The 16,351-nt window shown below is 35.7% G+C and carries 14 protein-coding genes and 1 pseudogene; 8 read left to right on the top strand and 7 right to left on the bottom strand.

Features of this window, described 5'->3' with window-relative positions; translation table 11 throughout:
• Nucleotides 1-27: 27 nt before the first annotated feature.
• The gene (gene pepF, locus BLV40_RS20220) at nucleotides 28-1,854 is read left to right on the top strand and encodes an oligoendopeptidase F (protein WP_090693257.1); all 1,827 of its coding nucleotides are present in this window, start codon (nucleotides 28-30) and stop codon (nucleotides 1,852-1,854) included.
• 203 nt (nucleotides 1,855-2,057) lie between these two features.
• Here the strand turns inward: pepF and BLV40_RS20215 are convergent, their stop codons facing one another.
• The 4 genes from BLV40_RS20215 to BLV40_RS20195 form a co-directional block, all read right to left on the bottom strand.
• Complete coding sequence (locus BLV40_RS20215) at nucleotides 2,058-2,318, bottom strand: P-loop NTPase family protein (RefSeq protein WP_090693367.1); 261 nt, start codon at nucleotides 2,316-2,318, stop codon at nucleotides 2,058-2,060.
• A gap of 777 nt (nucleotides 2,319-3,095) precedes the next feature.
• Nucleotides 3,096-3,989, bottom strand: coding sequence for a ClpXP adapter SpxH family protein (locus BLV40_RS20205; protein WP_026590439.1), 894 nt, complete (start codon nucleotides 3,987-3,989; stop codon nucleotides 3,096-3,098).
• Complete coding sequence (locus tag BLV40_RS20200; RefSeq protein WP_026590438.1) at nucleotides 3,989-4,387, bottom strand: globin domain-containing protein; 399 nt, start codon at nucleotides 4,385-4,387, stop codon at nucleotides 3,989-3,991. The genes BLV40_RS20205 and BLV40_RS20200 overlap by 1 nt, the downstream gene beginning before the upstream one ends.
• A gap of 201 nt (nucleotides 4,388-4,588) precedes the next feature.
• Complete coding sequence (locus tag BLV40_RS20195; protein WP_090693251.1) at nucleotides 4,589-5,167, bottom strand: CYTH domain-containing protein; 579 nt, start codon at nucleotides 5,165-5,167, stop codon at nucleotides 4,589-4,591.
• Nucleotides 5,168-5,311: 144 nt separating this feature from the next.
• Between BLV40_RS20195 and BLV40_RS20190 the strand changes: the two genes are divergently transcribed.
• The 4 genes from BLV40_RS20190 to BLV40_RS20175 are packed head-to-tail and all read left to right on the top strand — an operon-like array spanning nucleotide 5,312 to nucleotide 8,071.
• Complete coding sequence (locus tag BLV40_RS20190) at nucleotides 5,312-5,683, top strand: UPF0738 family protein (RefSeq protein ID WP_026590436.1); 372 nt, start codon at nucleotides 5,312-5,314, stop codon at nucleotides 5,681-5,683.
• A gap of 30 nt (nucleotides 5,684-5,713) precedes the next feature.
• Nucleotides 5,714-6,352 (top strand): GTP diphosphokinase, encoded by a 639-nt coding sequence (locus BLV40_RS20185; RefSeq protein WP_026590435.1) that lies wholly within the window; start codon nucleotides 5,714-5,716, stop codon nucleotides 6,350-6,352.
• Between the two features lie 18 nt (nucleotides 6,353-6,370).
• Nucleotides 6,371-7,168: an NAD kinase gene (locus tag BLV40_RS20180; RefSeq protein ID WP_090693249.1), complete on the top strand. Its 798-nt coding sequence runs from the start codon at nucleotides 6,371-6,373 to the stop codon at nucleotides 7,166-7,168.
• Between the two features lie 15 nt (nucleotides 7,169-7,183).
• Complete coding sequence (locus BLV40_RS20175) at nucleotides 7,184-8,071, top strand: RluA family pseudouridine synthase (RefSeq protein WP_090693363.1); 888 nt, start codon at nucleotides 7,184-7,186, stop codon at nucleotides 8,069-8,071.
• A 131-nt stretch (nucleotides 8,072-8,202) separates the two neighbouring features.
• Here BLV40_RS20175 and BLV40_RS28150 read toward each other — a convergent pair.
• Nucleotides 8,203-8,366, bottom strand: a pseudogene (locus BLV40_RS28150) (IS3 family transposase); the annotation flags it as partial.
• 270 nt (nucleotides 8,367-8,636) lie between these two features.
• On the opposite strand from BLV40_RS28150, the gene BLV40_RS20170 reads away from it, so the two are divergent.
• Complete coding sequence (locus BLV40_RS20170; RefSeq protein WP_090693360.1) at nucleotides 8,637-11,420, top strand: dynamin family protein; 2,784 nt, start codon at nucleotides 8,637-8,639, stop codon at nucleotides 11,418-11,420.
• A gap of 119 nt (nucleotides 11,421-11,539) precedes the next feature.
• Here the strand turns inward: BLV40_RS20170 and prpE are convergent, their stop codons facing one another.
• Both prpE and BLV40_RS20160 read right to left on the bottom strand, forming a co-directional pair.
• The gene (prpE, locus tag BLV40_RS20165; protein WP_090693244.1) at nucleotides 11,540-12,280 is read right to left on the bottom strand and encodes a bis(5'-nucleosyl)-tetraphosphatase PrpE; all 741 of its coding nucleotides are present in this window, start codon (nucleotides 12,278-12,280) and stop codon (nucleotides 11,540-11,542) included.
• Nucleotides 12,281-12,355: 75 nt separating this feature from the next.
• Nucleotides 12,356-13,516 (bottom strand): FtsW/RodA/SpoVE family cell cycle protein, encoded by a 1,161-nt coding sequence (locus BLV40_RS20160; RefSeq protein WP_090693241.1) that lies wholly within the window; start codon nucleotides 13,514-13,516, stop codon nucleotides 12,356-12,358.
• Nucleotides 13,517-13,987: 471 nt separating this feature from the next.
• On the opposite strand from BLV40_RS20160, the gene fabI reads away from it, so the two are divergent.
• Both fabI and BLV40_RS20145 read left to right on the top strand, forming a co-directional pair.
• Nucleotides 13,988-14,764 (top strand): enoyl-ACP reductase FabI, encoded by a 777-nt coding sequence (gene fabI / locus BLV40_RS20155; RefSeq protein WP_026590428.1) that lies wholly within the window; start codon nucleotides 13,988-13,990, stop codon nucleotides 14,762-14,764.
• A gap of 950 nt (nucleotides 14,765-15,714) precedes the next feature.
• Nucleotides 15,715-16,326 (top strand): class I SAM-dependent methyltransferase, encoded by a 612-nt coding sequence (locus tag BLV40_RS20145; RefSeq protein WP_211482129.1) that lies wholly within the window; start codon nucleotides 15,715-15,717, stop codon nucleotides 16,324-16,326.
• Nucleotides 16,327-16,351: the final 25 nt, after the last annotated feature.

The raw sequence follows: 16,351 nt of genomic DNA, 5'->3' as shown, positions 1-16,351 counted from the left end.
ATAGAGATTCGAAGGAGGGTTTATAATATGGCTGATCAAAAAACAGCAAAAGCATTGCCGGACCGTAGTGAGATTGAGGAAATGAACACATGGCGCTTGGAAGATATTTTCCAAACGGATGAAGAATGGGAAAAAGAATTTCAAGCAGTGAAAGAGTTATTGCCGAAGTTAGCTGAATTTAAAGGGAAACTAGGTGATTCTGCTGATTCATTATTAGCGGCTTTACAGTATGAAGATGAAGTTTCGATGAGATTAGAAAAATTATATACATATGCTCATATGCGTTACGATCAAGATACAACAAATTCTGTTTATCAAGCGTTAAATGATCGTGCAACCAACTTATATTCTCAAGCTGCCAGCAGCACGGCGTATATCGTTCCTGAAATTTTAACAATTGCAGAAGAAAAGTTACAATCCTTCTTACAAGAAAACAAAGAATTAAGTGTATATGAACATGCTTTAGAAGAAATTACACGTCAGCGTCCACACGTACTATCAGAAGCTGAAGAAGCATTGTTAGCTGAAGCATCTGAAGTCCTGAGTGCATCAAGTAATACATTTGGTATGCTGAATAATGCGGACTTGAAATTCCCATCTATTAAAGATGAGAATGGTGAAGAAGTAGAAGTAACACACGGTCGTTATACTCAATTTTTAGAAAGTGATGATCCTCGTGTTCGTCATGATGCATTCCATGCAGTGTATGAAACGTATGGGAAATATAAAAATACATTTGCAAGTACACTTAGCGGTGCGGTGAAACGCAATAATTTTAATGCGCGCGTTCGTAAATATGATTCGGCACGCCAAGCAGCGTTAAGCAATAATAACATTCCTGAAACAGTATATGACCAGCTTGTTAAGACGGTAAATGATAACTTACATTTATTGCACCGATATATTGACATTCGTAAACGTGCATTAGGTCTTGATGAATTGCATATGTACGATTTATATACACCGCTTGTACCAGAAGTGAAAATGAATGTGAAATATGAAGAAGCACAAGACATTCTACTCAAGTCATTAAACGTCCTTGGGGATGAGTATGTTGAAATTTTGAAAGAAGCATATGAAAACCGCTGGGTAGACGTGTATGAAAACAAAGGAAAACGAAGCGGTGCATATTCATCTGGTGCATATGGAACAAATCCGTATATTTTAATGAACTGGCACGATAATGTAAACAATTTATTTACACTTGCACATGAGTTTGGTCATTCTGTGCATAGCTACTATACAAGAAAAATACAACCACATGTTTATGGTGACTATTCAATCTTCGTTGCAGAAGTTGCATCAACTTGTAACGAAGCACTTTTAAATGATTATTTACTAAAAACGACAGAAGATAAGAAAGAGCGTTTATATTTACTAAATTATTATTTAGAGGGATTCCGTGGAACTGTATTCCGTCAAACGATGTTTGCTGAATTCGAGCATATCATTCATAAAAAAGTGCAAGAAGGTCATGCAGTAACGCCAGATATGTTAACGGAAATTTACTATGATTTAAATAAAAAATACTTTGGCGATGCTTTAGTCATCGATAAAGAAATTGGTATAGAGTGGTCTCGTATTCCGCACTTCTATTACAACTATTATGTATATCAATATGCAACAGGATTTAGTGCGGCAACAGCTTTATCAAAACAAATTTTAGAAGAAGGACAACCAGCTGTAGAGCGTTATATTAACGAATTCTTAAAAGCTGGAAGCTCCGATTATCCAATTGAAGTACTGAAAAAAGCAGGAGTAGACATGGCATCTCCAGAGCCTGTTAAAGAAGCACTTCAAGTATTTGAAGAAAAGTTAAATGAATTAGAAGCATTATTATTTGAAGGGAAATAATAATGAAAGAAGAAGGGCGAGAGGAAAATTCTCGCCTTCTTTCTTTTTAGCCTTGTTACATAATATTGTTGATTTCAGTAAAAAGTAAGGGAACTCCTAATTGATGGAGTTCCCTTGTTTTGTTAAGCCCTCGATTATTAAATAGAAAAATCGGTCCAAGTATGTTAAACGATCGTGTTGATTATTTATCAATTTCATCTTAACTACGTTTTTTGAAAGAGTTTCAGTTGTTTCATGTAGTCAACAGCCTTTGTTTTATTCTTTTGCTTAGAAACATATTTAGCCTCGTTTTTATCTCTATAATAGTGATTAAATGTATCTTCACAAAGAGTACCGTCTGAAATGGCTTTTTTAACGGCACAGTGTGGCTCGCTTGTATGTGTGCAATCAGAAAATTTACATCCTCTGGATAAACCTGCTATATCTTCAAATCCAAAATCTAAGTTTTCTTTCGGGTCTATCATTTCAAATCCTAGTCTACTAAAATTCAATCCCTCACCTACTTTTAATAATATCTAACAATTGAAATCTTATCTTGCTAGTTCTCTAAAAGAATTTAATTTTGTAAATTCTGATAATTAAAGTGTATCATACGTCATTTCCGTTGAGAACAGATAGTTTTCAACCATCATTTTACTAACTGTTGTATCGTCATTTCGAGCTCTGATTTATTCAAGAACTCTTTCAGGCCGTATTGATTTGCTATGCTTAACATTCTAATTTCTTAGGTGATGTCCTTCAGTGTCATGCGAAACAAACCGCTCTCGTACTTTTTGTATGAAGAACAATCGTCTGTTGCTTTCGAATATCAACAGAGAAATTTAACATAGCGTTCTTTTTAAAAACCTTTAAAACGCTTTCTATGATTGAAATAAGAGAGGCTAACGAAGATGATTGCAAACAAAAGCGGCAAGGCAATAATCTTTGGGAATGCTTGTAATAGTGAAAGGATGTACAGGAAAAAAGAAATACAAGTACAAAAAAGAAGAAAGAAGATATGTGTTTTTTTCATCAAATCCCTCCTAAAAAGTTTCTTTTTATAGCTTATTCAGTAATGAAAACGTTTAGAATGTGACAGAAGTGTGAAATTCGACAAAAAGGGTTGTCATCTGACGTCGAATCTTGTAATATAATAGATGTGAACGAATTCACATACAAACATATACCCCTTTGTTTGAACGTGAAAATTTCTCCCATCCCCTTTAATATTTTTATAAGCCGTAAAGAAAAAGACCTGGTGTTTACACCAGGTCTTTTTCTTTTGCAATCCATTTCCAATAACGCTCACATTTTACTTCAACCATTCGTACTTTTCTTTTTAATGACAATTTTTTGAGCTCGCGTTCTATTTCTTGCTCCGAGCAGTCATAGATAAATGCAATTTCTTTAGATGACATAAATTGAGCCATCTCTAGCAATGTCTCTAGTGGTGGTAACGGAGCAGGCTCGATATCAAATTTTACAAGTTCTTTTAAGAGTTGTACGTATACATTATATGAATAAATGCCCGCAATCTTAATGCCTTCCTCATCTGAATTTGCATGGAAGAATACAAGAGAAGGGATTTCGGTGATGTGCATTTCATTTGTGAACTTTAGATCACATTGGAATGCTTTTTTTGCACTAATTGAATGCAAATCTTTTTTAAATTCTTCTACATCAATACCGCTTTGCTCTGCGCAAGCAAGTAGTAATTCTAAATCTGGTTTTGATACATTTTCAAGAAAAATGTATTCTTGGAGTTTCCGCAAAAATTTCGAACCTGCTTTTCGGCCTTGTAACTCAGCTGCTTTAATTGCAATAGAAACTAAATACGGTGTAGATGAGGCATCTTGCATATGCACTTTTCCATCACATGAAAAGCCTTGCAAACTTGTTGTTTTTTCCCACACAAATCGAATATTAGCAGGTTTATTCCATTTGTGTGGGGAGGCGATTGCCCCTTCCACTTTGCCGGTTAATATGTGCCGAATCGAAAAATATGTTCCGTATTCGAGCCATAATTTAATAATAACTGGTTCAATGTCCCAGCAATCTTTGCAGAGCGGATCAATAAACAAATAGGCTTCTACAGATTTATGTTCGCACTTGGAAAGAGAAGGAATGCGTATATGCTTTGCTTCCTGTTTATCCATTACGCTTCACCTGTTTCGTTTGGAGTGTTGACCATATGCTGCGCAGTTAATGTTAAACGTTCAAAAACAAATTCTCGAATCTGCCCGTGTACTCCCGTATCTTCCATCGCTTGTTCCATACATGCTAACCAGGCTTTTGCTCGCTTTGGTGTAATCTCAAAAGGGAGATGGCGTGCTCTTAGCATAGGGTGACCATGTTCCTCTGTATACAAATTCGGTCCACCTAAATATTGCGTTAGAAATTGCTTCTGTTTCCTGGCTGTTTCTGTCAAATCGTCTGGGAAGATCGGAGATAAGTCAGGGTGTTTACTGACATAGGAATAAAACGTATCGACTAATGTTGCAATGGCTTGTTCACCGCCAATTGCTTCAAATGGTGTCATCGGTTGCTTGTTCATCCTGTATAAACTCCTTTTTCCATCAAATGTATATCTATTGTAGCAATGGATTGTCACGAAGAGCAACTAAAGAGCTTTCGTACAATCTTTTGCTTAAAATAAAGTGAAACTTTAATCAGTTAGAGTCTTACTGACCGTAAGAACCCGATTGGTGAGGGCTAACCATCAGTGAGAAAAACGTTCGCTCATGGAAGTTTCACTTTAGCGTGCTTCGTTTTGTTTTGCAAGAAAAAAGCGTTGCACTTTATTTTTTGTATGACGAACAGGTATATGATATTTGTTTAACAAATTGAGGAAAGCCGCTTTGCCCGCTGCTTCATCTTGTACTTCATACTCAAGTTCATAATCATCGTGATTGTAATAGAAACTATGATCAAATACAAGTGTGCCGCCTTCGAATGTAGTTTCTGCTCGCTTTGTTGTTAAGCTTCCCATATAAGCTAAAGTAGAAACAGGGATTTGAAGTTTATGTAGTTGATCTAGCACAGGGCCCGTAATGAGCTGATTTGTTTCCATCATTTGCATTGCTTCCTGCTTTGTTACAGATTGATGAGTTTCTAGTAATCCAACTTCAGCGGGTTGTTTTAAAGTGAGTGTATACGCTCCACCTTTATAGCGAATACGAAGAGCAGAGCCCGCTGCTTTTAAAGAGAACTGAGGTGTTTCAAAATAATGATTCACTTGCTCTGCAAGTGATTGAATGGAAAAGGCGTTACATAATACTTGAAATTCTTCTTCTGTGACCATATTTTTAAATTCAATTTCAATTTCTTGTGTCATGGTTTAGGCTCCTTCTTAAAAATAATTCTTTAGACATTATCGCTTTTTCACAAATTTGGTTCAATGTTTTATTTGTTTGCGTCTATGTTATGATACAATAATAGTGTGAAGTAAGACAGGAAGTTGATATGGAGGAGTTAGAGCATGCAGAATAAAATTCAAGTTAAGAGCGTAGAAGAAAGAGAAAATGCTCTTATTTTTTGTGCGGAAAATACTGAAATACAAGTGGAGGAGTTAACAGCGCGTAATCACGTACTTGTAGACTCAGATCATTTATCATTTTTATATATTTTAGAAAACGAATCATCTTTCATTTATGTAAGTATTCCGCATACATGCTGGGAAGCAATGCAAGATGCAATGAAGAATGATAAAACGATGTTTGTTCGCGTAAATAATACTGAAATTGAGTTAGAGCAATTGAAGGAAGAAGTAGAATATTTAATTGAAAATATTGAAGGTAATGCAAATTATGGAGAAGAGCTTGTAACGGCTGTAGAAAAAGTATTTCTATAAGCAAATGGATTGACTTTGGTGGTGGTTGAAATGAATCGTAATTGGGAAGAATTTTTAGCGCCATATCACCAGGCGGTGGCAGAGCTAAAAGTGAAATTAAAAGGAATGCGTTCTCAGTTTACAATGTTAACAGAACACTCTCCGATTGAATTTGTAACAGGTCGAGTGAAGTCGGTTGCAAGCATTATTGATAAGGCGGAAAAGCGAAATGTACCGCTTGACCGGCTCGGAGAAGAAATGCAGGACATTGCTGGTCTTCGGATGATGTGTCAATTTGTTGATGAGATTAAGCCTGTTGTTGAATATCTTCGAAAACGGAATGACTTTGAAATTGTGGAAGAACGAGATTATGTAACGCAAAAGAAAGAAAGTGGCTATCGTTCGTATCATGTTGTAATTAGTTATCCCGTTCAAACGATTTGCGGAGAGAAAAAAGTATTAGTTGAAATTCAAATTCGCACGCTAGCAATGAATTTTTGGGCAACAATTGAGCATTCTTTAAATTACAAATATAGTGGGCGTTTTCCAGAAGATATTAAAGTACGTCTTCAGCGTGCGGCAGAAGCTGCATTTTTATTAGATGAAGAAATGTCTTCGATTCGTCTTGAAATTCAAGAAGCACAAAAGATTTTTTCGCGCAAACAAGAAGCGAAAGAATCCGAATCATAAACTAAAGGGTGTTGGGCGATGAAATTTGCAATTATGTCAAAGGGAGATCAATCATCAAACGCACTTGCAAGTACAATGACCAATTACTTGCAGGATTTTGGATTTACAATGGATGAAGCAAAGCCGGATATTGTCATTTCTGTTGGGGGAGATGGCACGCTCTTACATGCGTTTCATCGCTATTATAACCGATTAGATGAGACTGCATTTGTCGGTGTACATACAGGGCATTTAGGATTTTATGCCGATTGGTTGCCTACAGAGGTAGAAAAACTTGTCATTGCGATTGCTAAAACGCCGTTTCAAGTAGTGGAATACCCGCTTTTAGAAGTCATTATTCGCTATGTGAATGGCAGTAAAGAATCGCAATATTTAGCAATGAATGAAGCGACAGTGAAAAGCGCAGAAGGTACATTAGTAACAGAGGTAGAAATTCGCGGGGAATATTTTGAAACATTCCGCGGGGATGGTCTTTGTATCTCTACTCCTTCGGGAAGTACAGCGTACAATAAAGCGCTAGGCGGAGCGATTATTCATCCTTCTATTGAAGCGATTCAAATTGCAGAAATGGCTTCGATTAATAATCGTGTGTTCCGTACAGTTGGTTCACCGCTCGTTTTACCAAAGCATCATACATGTGTTCTAAAACCAACTGCAGGAATGAATTTACAAATTACAGTGGATCATTTAACGATGGTGCATCAAGATGTAAAGTCAATTCAATACCGCGTTGCAAACGAGAAGGTAAGATTCGTTCGTTTTCGTCCGTTCCCATTTTGGAAACGTGTCCGCGATTCGTTTGTTGCGGGTGAGTAGAGAGGATTTATGCATTTGAGAAGATTTACATTAAAATGGTGTATGACAGAAGCAGAGAAGGGAATGCTCATCCGGGAGTTTCTAAAAGTGAAAGGGATCTCTAAAGCTGCTTTGACAGATATAAAGTTCCAAGGCGGGGCAATTGAAGTTGACGGTAAGCATGCGACAGTGCGGCACGTATTACAGACTGGGGAAGAATTACAAGTGTTCTTTCCAGTTGAGGAGAGAAGCGAAGGAATGCTTGCTGAAAATATTCCTTTACACGTCCTATATGAAGATGAATCTGTACTGGTGATGAATAAAGAACCATACATGTCTACGATTCCGTCTAGGGAACACCCAGCAGGAAGTGTCGCCAATGCGCTACTTTATCATTATAATAAGCAGAATCTCGCAAGTACAGTGCATATCGTAACGCGACTCGACCGTGATACGTCAGGACTTATGCTGATTGCAAAAAATCGTTTCATTCACCACCTTTTATCAAAACAGCATCAGCAAAAGCAAGTGAAACGAACTTACGAAGCAATTGTTCATGGAGAATTGATAGAAGAATCAGGAACGATTGATGCCCCAATTGGAAGAAAAGATGATAGTATTATTGAACGAATTGTATGTGAAGACGGCCAAAGGGCAGTTACGCATTTTCAAGTGCTAGAGAGATTTTCTGATAAGACGCGAGTTTCATTGCAGTTAGAAACAGGAAGAACGCATCAAATTCGTGTACATATGGCATATTTAGGCCATTCGCTATTAGGAGATGACTTGTATGGAGGGAGTAAGTCGCAGATAGGGCGACAAGCGCTCCATAGTACGAGTTTAACGTTCTATCATCCTATTTTAGAAAAACAGATGACATTTCATGCGGATGTGCCGGAAGATATGAAAGAATTATTGAAATAAGCTGCCTTGAGTATTGAAGTGACCGAAAAAAGTTAGACAGGTTATTTCATTAGGTAGCTTTTGGGGCATGAGCCTGGGTATTGTACCGGGCTCATGCCCTTTCGTTTTGTCTTAATTCTTTTATGGTATGTATGATTTACTTTGTGTCCGCGATTCGTAAGTTCATCACGAATATGACGATACACATAAAGCCCTTCAAGTTCGTTATAAATGGCTTGAATTACCCCTTTTAGTTCTCCATCTGGATCAGGACGATCGAGTTTTTTATCCAATAATAATACGTGCTTCGTGGAATACATATTCACTATATATTGTTTTTATAACGAACTCTACATGGAATATTATATCCATATTAAGTTATTAGGAACACCCAATGTTGTTTCACAACTGAAAGGAATTTGAAAAAAAACTGAAACTTTTCTCATTAAAATTCAATCTTACTTAAAAAATGAAAGAAAAGTGAAATTTTCCAAAAGAAATTCTTTGTTAAAATAAAAAGCATAAATAAAAAAAGTGTTGACATATGGAGAAGAATGTACTTTTTCAAGATGTAGTGGGGGAAAAAATGAGATTAGAAAAACAATTAATAAAAAAGACATATTATGAAACATTCCTAATGGAGAATGAAACAAATCCACCTCTTCAAGTACTTGGAGAAGCATATTTAAACGAACAAAAAAATGAGATTTCCGATGGATCTTATATTCGTTTTGCACAGGGTGAATTTTATTATCACCATCAAGATTTTGAAACAGCTATTTTTAAATGGGAGAAAGTCAGTAATGAATTAGCGCCATGGGCACAAAAAAATATTGCGGATGCTTATTTCGAACTTGACCAATTATCAGTTGCTGAAAATGTTTATACCTCGATTACTACTGATAACAAAATACTTATGACTGAAATTGTACTGCAATTACTGTCTCTTTACATCGAGCAAAATAATCTTGATTCAGCTTTCGGTGTTATTAAAGAAGCGGTTTCTTTAAATCCCGATTATCCAAACGTCACAACAATTGCACGTTCCTTTTATGAAGAACAGCAGGATTTTGACAGTGCAGTAGAGCTTGCTGTGAATGAGTTAATTCGAACAGAATCTTTTCCATGGTTTGAGGTTCTAAAAGAATATATCGATAAAGGATTTACTAAAAATCTTTCACCAGACTATTTTTATCAAGTATTAGCTACATTAAATAATGTAGATCAAGTACAATTTACGCAAATTGTTTCATCGCTTTGGCACAGCTATAAAAATGAACAAAATTACTTATTATGGCTTAAAACAATAAATGAATTTTTATTACATATTGAAATACATTCGTCCGATAGATGGGACGAAATTTCTGCTCTTTACGAAGAAACGTACTTTGAATTAATTCAAGGTCAATATATGCTAAGACAATTACAGGATATCATTCCTAACTTTTTAACAAATTGGTTAAAGATAGCCAATCCGTCTCATTCTGTATTTCCATCTGCAGCAGTATTGGCATGGAATGAGAGTTTCCCTTCCAAAATAGATTCAGAAAATATAAAACATGCGGCAAGCCTACTGTCATATTCTATTAATCATGTGAATGGCTTAGAGCATAGTTTACATCTTTTTGAATCTATTACACAGTGGGCACAAAAACATGATTTAGAAATGGGTCATCGATTTAGATGGTTAGTTGGTGAGCTTGCAGATTTAAGAACAAATCGCCTTTTAGTAACTGGAACTTCAGGAAATGGAAAAGCTTCATTTATTAACTCTATACTAGGAGAAAATATATTAGAAAACTCAATCTCAAATGTAGTTGTCTTTAAAAATGACGCTCATACAGAAATTAACGCGATAACAGATGCAGCAATTACAACAACTGAGAATTTCTCGGATTTCTATAACATGATGTCCATGCATCGCCAAACATATAGAGATAGAGCATGTGTTGAATTTAAATTACCATGTAGATTTTTAGGTGAAAATAAACTTACATTCGTTGTTGCACCTAGCTTTAATAGGAACAACGACACTAGAGATGAGATATTCGAATATTTGAATTCTGTAGACGAATTATTATTCGTATTGAATGCGGATTCACCTTTTACTGATAAAGAACGTGACATTCTATTAAGTATCCAAGAACATATACCAAATCTACAAATTCATTTCTTATTAAATAAAATCGATAACATTTATAGTGAAGTAGAAGTGAATAGAGTTATACATGATACGCAAGCGAGAATAAACGCATATTTTCCGTATGCGAGAGTTTTCCCTTACTCTTCGTTATATACAAACAGTCAACAACTAAATGATTTAACTGAGTTTATTCATTTTAACTTTAACCATAAAAACATCGATGCAGAACGTACTGAAAAGCTATTGTTTTTCATTCGAAAAACAATTACATATCTTTTGGATAAACGCGTCGAGATGGAAAATGATCTAGTGGATTCTATTAATTGGAATGAAGATATGTTAGTTAAACTAAATGGTTGTATTAATAACCTTACTGCTTTTCAGAAGGAAAAAATTCATTTAATTACAGAATCATATCGTACAATGAAAAACGAAATTACGAATGATCTTACAGAACATATTCCGAAACTATTGCAGAGTTGTTCTGATTTAATTAGTGAAGAAAGCGATTTTGGGCACATTGATATTGAACTAAATACAGCGATGAACGAAAGAGTTCAAAAATATCTAGAACAAACTGTGTTACCTAATCTTGCTCGCTCTATGCAAAATTGGATTGAAACTTCTAATAACGAGTTCCTTCAAAGTCAATCGTACTTAGAAGAAATCAGTGAAGGACTTAATTCTTTATGTGGAGAAAATCGAATACAGTTAGAATGTGACTTTAAAGTGCTTGATGATTGGCGCAGAGATACTGATAGAATGACAACTAGAATACAAATGGAAGAAGTAAATATCTTACGCCGATTTACACCAGCACAATTTTTACTGAAAAGTGCCGGTAAATTATTTGGAGTTCTTCCTAAAAATAAAGCTATGCTATATAACAAATACAAACAGTATTTAGAAAATGAAGATTATACAGATGTAACGGCTTCTATTATGAACAAATTTTTCTTGCAATTTGAGCTGTTTGAAAACGCACTAGAGCGAGATATTAATATATTCTTTAGAAATCCATTTGGCTCATTGAAACAAGCTGTAGAAAACACTCATTTAGAAATACAAGAAAAACAAGATACACTGCATAAAATGAAATCAAATCCTGAAGTTTATCATGATTCTATAACGCTCTTTGAATTGAGATTACGTCAATGTGAAGTGATCTTAAATATAGGTGAGGATAATTCCTATACAGATTTAACTTTAGAAACAAGCATAGAATAAACGTAAAGTAACTCCAAAATCTACAATAAAAGTTGATTTTGGAGTTGTTTTTTATTTCCTTTTCTTTTTTTGGCACTCTGCATTTAGACGGTAAATCCTTTAAACGCGGCAAGACTTTATTATGTAATTGCACGGAATTTTTCTGATACAAAGGGCATCGAAGAAGGAACTGAAACAGTTTCCATCTCTGGATAAAGCAGTCCTGTTAATTTCCCGCCAAATACAGCACCTGTATCAATATTTACCGTATGATTTACAAAACGGGGTTCTGCGACAGGTGTATGTCCATATACAATCCACGCTTCCCCTTCATAATGCTTCGCCCAATCATGGCGGACAGGTGAACCATCGGGATGTTTTTCTCCTGTAATGTCACCGTATAATACGAAAGTTTGGACTTTCTTATCAGTCCTTCCAATATACTCTTGGCGAATACCAGCGTGACAGACAATGAGTTTACCGTTATCTAATACATGGTAGAGAGGAGATTGTTCATATAAATCAATAAACTTTTTCTGCACTATTTTTTGCTCACGAGTAGGTAATGCTTCATATTCAGCGACAGTTGTTTCTAAACCATGTGATACTTGTACTTTACGTCCAATAAAATAACGATACAGTTTGTTGCAATGATTCCCAGGAGCATAATAGGCTTCTTTTTTATTCATAACAAGCTCCCACACAATTTCAATCATGCGAAGGGATGCCGGGCCACGGTCAGTAATATCTCCGACAAAAGCAAGCTGTCTCTTCTCTGGATGGACAGGAAGACCGCTATCCCAGTTATAACCGAGCTGCTTTGTTAATGATTGAAACTCTTCTAAACAGCCGTGGATATCTCCGATAATGTCGTATTTCATTTCACAACCTCCATCTAATTTTTACTTAGTATACCTAAATTGGGTATAGAAAAAACCATACCCACTGGATATGGTCTAATCAAACATAAACGTTTTCGTTCGCGATCGTACGTTCAGTATGAAGCCAATCGCAATCATATATGTGAGTAAGGAACTACCTCCATAACTCATAAGAGGAAGCGTAATCCCTGTAATCGGAAGCAATCCAATTGTCATCCCAATATTTTGGAATACTTGGAACGTAAACATTCCAATCGTTCCTGCACATAAATAGCTACCGAATGGATCATTACTTTCTAAAGCAATATGAATCATTCGATAAATAAGAAGGAAGAAAAGTGAAATAACAACACTTGCTCCTAAAAATCCGAATTGCTCGGCAATGTTTGTAAAAATAAAATCGGTATGCGGTTCCGGGAAATATACTTGACCATTTTCCCAACCCTTACCATGCAATTCACCTGATCCAGTTGCTAAAACAGATTGCCTCAACTGATATCCTTGCGTTTCGTATTCATAAGGTGCTAGCCAGCCGTAGAAACGATCTAATTGATATTCTTTTAAGATATGTTCTTTAAAGAATGCTGTATGTTCAAAATAAATATACGTTAGCGTAGAAGCAGCTGCTATAACGATCCCAGCTAACCCGAAAATAAAGCGCCAGCGTACACCTGAAACTAAAATCATTGCTGCAATCATTGCTGAAATAACCATTGTATTTCCTAAATCAGGTTCTTTCGCAATTAAAAGTAGCGGCGGTAAACTTGCGCCGAATATTTTCCCGAGTAAAATTAAATCCTCGCGTGGAGAGCGAAACGGATATTTTTCATTATGATTGACGATAATGCGGCCAATAACAATGATTAAAAATAATTTCATAATCTCGGAAGGCTGGAAGTTACCAAGACCTGGCACACTGTACCAGGCAGTAGCACCTTTAATTGTTACAGCTCCAGGAATTTTTAATTCAAGTCCAATAAGTAAAATCATCGCAAATCCATACAAATACCAAGCAATTTGCTTATATCGGTCAAAATCAATAACCATAATTGCAACAACTGCGATGGACCCAATGACATACCATTGAATTTGTTTTGCTACAAAGTTTACTTTTTGTAAGGCTGGTGGTAAAGATGGCTGAGCACTTGCAATGGCAAAACAACTAACAATTGCAATTGCAAGTACAATCAGGATCAATATGTAATCTATTCGATATTGGGAATTCTTGTCTTTCACCGTACGTAGTCCTTTCTATTACTCTTTGCGAAATGAAAAAAAGACGCTATTACCATATTAGCGGATTTTGAGTGGTTTGCAAATATGTTGTTTTGATTTTGATTGTGAGATGTTAGATTATATAAATATAAATAGAGATAAAACCTTTCTTTTTTAGATGGGAGAGAGGCTCCGCCCGTGGATAGAAGCGGTCAGTGCCTATTTTATCCCCATGCCATGTTTAAAATAAAGGAAGAAAATGAGTGCGGTTCCCCTTTTATCTTTCATATTCGCAATCTATATAGCCAGTACATGTAACATAAGAAAAATTGAAATTATATCATTGCAGGAAAGTGAAAGAGTAAAAGAGAAGTAAAGAACCAGTCATACTAATAATTTTGTTTTGCCTTATTTTGAATTTGTGATATGATATAAACATATTACCAGGTACTAATAACTGATGTTATTTAATAAATTTAGGGGGATAAATAAATGAATCTTCTCAACTTAAAAGGAAAAAACATTATCGTAATGGGAGTTGCGAACCAACGAAGCATCGCTTGGGGTATCGCTCGTTCACTACATGAGGCAGGAGCAAACTTAATTTTCACATATGCAGGTGAGCGTCTAGAAAAGAACGTACGTGACCTAGCAGAATCATTAGAAGGACAACAATCACTTGTTTTACCATGTGATGTAACAAACGATGAAGATATCGCACGTTGCTTCCAATCGATTAAAGAAGAAGTTGGAGTTGTTCACGGATTAGCACACTGCATCGCATTCGCAAATCGTGATGACTTAAAAGGTGAATTCGTTGATACATCTCGTGATGGATTCTTACTTGCACAAAACATTAGCTCATTCTCATTAACAGCTGTAGCAAGAGCTGCGAAGCCATTAATGACAGAAGGCGGAAGCATCGTAACATTAACATACCTTGGCGGAGAGCGCGTTGTATCAAACTACAACGTAATGGGTGTAGCAAAAGCATCACTAGACGCAAGTGTAAGATACTTAGCAAACGACCTAGGACAACACAACATTCGCGTAAACTCTGTATCAGCAGGTCCAATCCGTACATTATCAGCAAAAGGTGTTGGCGACTTTAACAGCATTCTAAAACAAATCGAAGAACGCGCACCACTTCGTCGTAACGTAACACAAGAAGAAGTTGGAAACACAGCGTTATTCTTATTTAGTGATCTAGCAACTGGAGTTACTGGTGAGAACATTCATGTGGATTCTGGGTATCATATTTTAGGGTAATACAATTCCATATACTTGAAAATCGAGCAGCCAGCTGGAGACAGCTAGCTGCTTTTTTGTGTACTAAATTTAGAAATAGGCATGAAATGAATTGTACTCTCTCATATACAAATTGTACATGGTTCGGTTAGTACCATATGACTATAAGTGGTATATATACCGCAATTGAAAAGTAAAATGGGTAGAGATAAGGTTTAGGGTGAAGAGCATATTAGGTTTTGCGGGTAGAAATATATAATAGTTCAGCCAACAGATTTTTAGAAATGAAACAGGTTTATTCACAATAAAAAAGAGTAATAAGATGGATAAAGGGAATTATTCTTGCCGGCGGGTATAGGATCACGTCTATACCCCATTACAAAGGTAACAAACGTTTGCTTCCTGTGGGAAGATTTTTTCCTTCATAGAAATAAATATCGACACATCGTTTATCCCGCTATTTGAGGGCAGTAAGACACCACCTCAAAATTCAGCAAAGGCAAATAAGTTCGGTGGGGGATCAACTACCCGAAAAAGCCCGATTCGTGAGGGCTGATTAAAGTTTCACCTTATTTCTATGAAGGAATTTGGCGTAGTGACTAAGCATCCAATTTATTCGATTTTAAATTATCATGTATTGTGATGAAAAGGATTTCATTCTGTGAGGTCATGGAAGGGGGGGCTTGAAGAGAGGGAGAATGAATGACTAAGACAATAAATTTCTATGTACATAACTCGAAATTTATTTGGCTCATAGTGATATATAATAAGTTTCTTTATTCTGAAACCTTTACTTCCTTACGTCATATTATAATTATTAAGTCGATAACAGAGCGAAACACTATTTTACTAGAAGTACTGTTCTAATATTTGTTTGAAAATATTTGTAATTCTCCTACAAAAGTTGGTAAAGCGTCTTTATGAAAATGTTGATAATCCTATATTCTAAAGTAGAAGAAGGAGGTTCGGTTATGAAAGAAATTTTCAAGCGTATTTATCAAAATAATTTATGGGGAGGAAAACAATCTGTATCTGGACCTGGATCAGATGTTGAACAGACTGAAACAATTGTAACGCAAATTCCTATTTTAATTCATAATTTTAAAATTAAAACTATGTTAGATGCACCTTGTGGGGATTTTAACTGGATGACACATATTAATTTAAATGTAGACTACACAGGGGTGGATATTGTTCCAGAGTTAATCGAAAAAAACAATAAAATGTATGCTAACCCCAAAAGAAAATTTCACTATTCGGATATTACTCGGGACCCTCTTGCTAAGGTAGATCTAATTCTTTGTCGCGATTGTCTTGTACATTTCTCGTTTCAGGATATTCAACTAGCACTTCATAATTTTAGAAGAAGCGGTTCAAAATATCTTCTTACTACAACATTTACTCGAATAGAAAGTAATATAGATATAGTTACAGGAGATTGGCGTCCTTTAAACTTTGAAAGACCACCTTTTAACTTTACAAAACCTTTGTTCATTATTAATGAAAATTGTACTGAGAATAATCTGCGATATTCAGATAAGTCCTTAGCGCTGTGGGAAACGGAGAGTATACCTCCCTGCTAAGTGTAGAATACCTTAATCTTAAAAT

Source organism: Bacillus sp. 166amftsu (assembly GCF_900107445.1).
GTDB lineage: Bacteria > Bacillota > Bacilli > Bacillales > Bacillaceae_G > Bacillus_A > Bacillus_A arachidis.
This window is presented reverse-complemented; position numbering and strand designations above follow the sequence as displayed.

Excerpts from the sequence above, each read along its gene's own strand:
- prpE (WP_090693244.1), bottom strand. The coding sequence starts at position 12,280 with ATGAAATACGACATTATCGGAGATATCCACGGCTGTTTAGAAGAGTTT.
- pepF (WP_090693257.1), top strand. The coding sequence starts at position 28 with ATGGCTGATCAAAAAACAGCAAAAGCATTGCCGGACCGTAGTGAGATT.
- BLV40_RS20205 (WP_026590439.1), bottom strand. The coding sequence starts at position 3,989 with ATGGATAAACAGGAAGCAAAGCATATACGCATTCCTTCTCTTTCCAAG.
- BLV40_RS20200 (WP_026590438.1), bottom strand. The coding sequence starts at position 4,387 with ATGAACAAGCAACCGATGACACCATTTGAAGCAATTGGCGGTGAACAA.
- BLV40_RS20170 (WP_090693360.1), top strand. The coding sequence starts at position 8,637 with ATGAGATTAGAAAAACAATTAATAAAAAAGACATATTATGAAACATTC.
- fabI (WP_026590428.1), top strand. The coding sequence starts at position 13,988 with ATGAATCTTCTCAACTTAAAAGGAAAAAACATTATCGTAATGGGAGTT.
- BLV40_RS20190 (WP_026590436.1), top strand. The coding sequence starts at position 5,312 with ATGCAGAATAAAATTCAAGTTAAGAGCGTAGAAGAAAGAGAAAATGCT.
- BLV40_RS20180 (WP_090693249.1), top strand. The coding sequence starts at position 6,371 with ATGAAATTTGCAATTATGTCAAAGGGAGATCAATCATCAAACGCACTT.
- BLV40_RS20215 (WP_090693367.1), bottom strand. The coding sequence starts at position 2,318 with ATGATAGACCCGAAAGAAAACTTAGATTTTGGATTTGAAGATATAGCA.
- BLV40_RS20185 (WP_026590435.1), top strand. The coding sequence starts at position 5,714 with ATGAATCGTAATTGGGAAGAATTTTTAGCGCCATATCACCAGGCGGTG.
- BLV40_RS20145 (WP_211482129.1), top strand. The coding sequence starts at position 15,715 with ATGAAAGAAATTTTCAAGCGTATTTATCAAAATAATTTATGGGGAGGA.
- BLV40_RS20195 (WP_090693251.1), bottom strand. The coding sequence starts at position 5,167 with ATGACACAAGAAATTGAAATTGAATTTAAAAATATGGTCACAGAAGAA.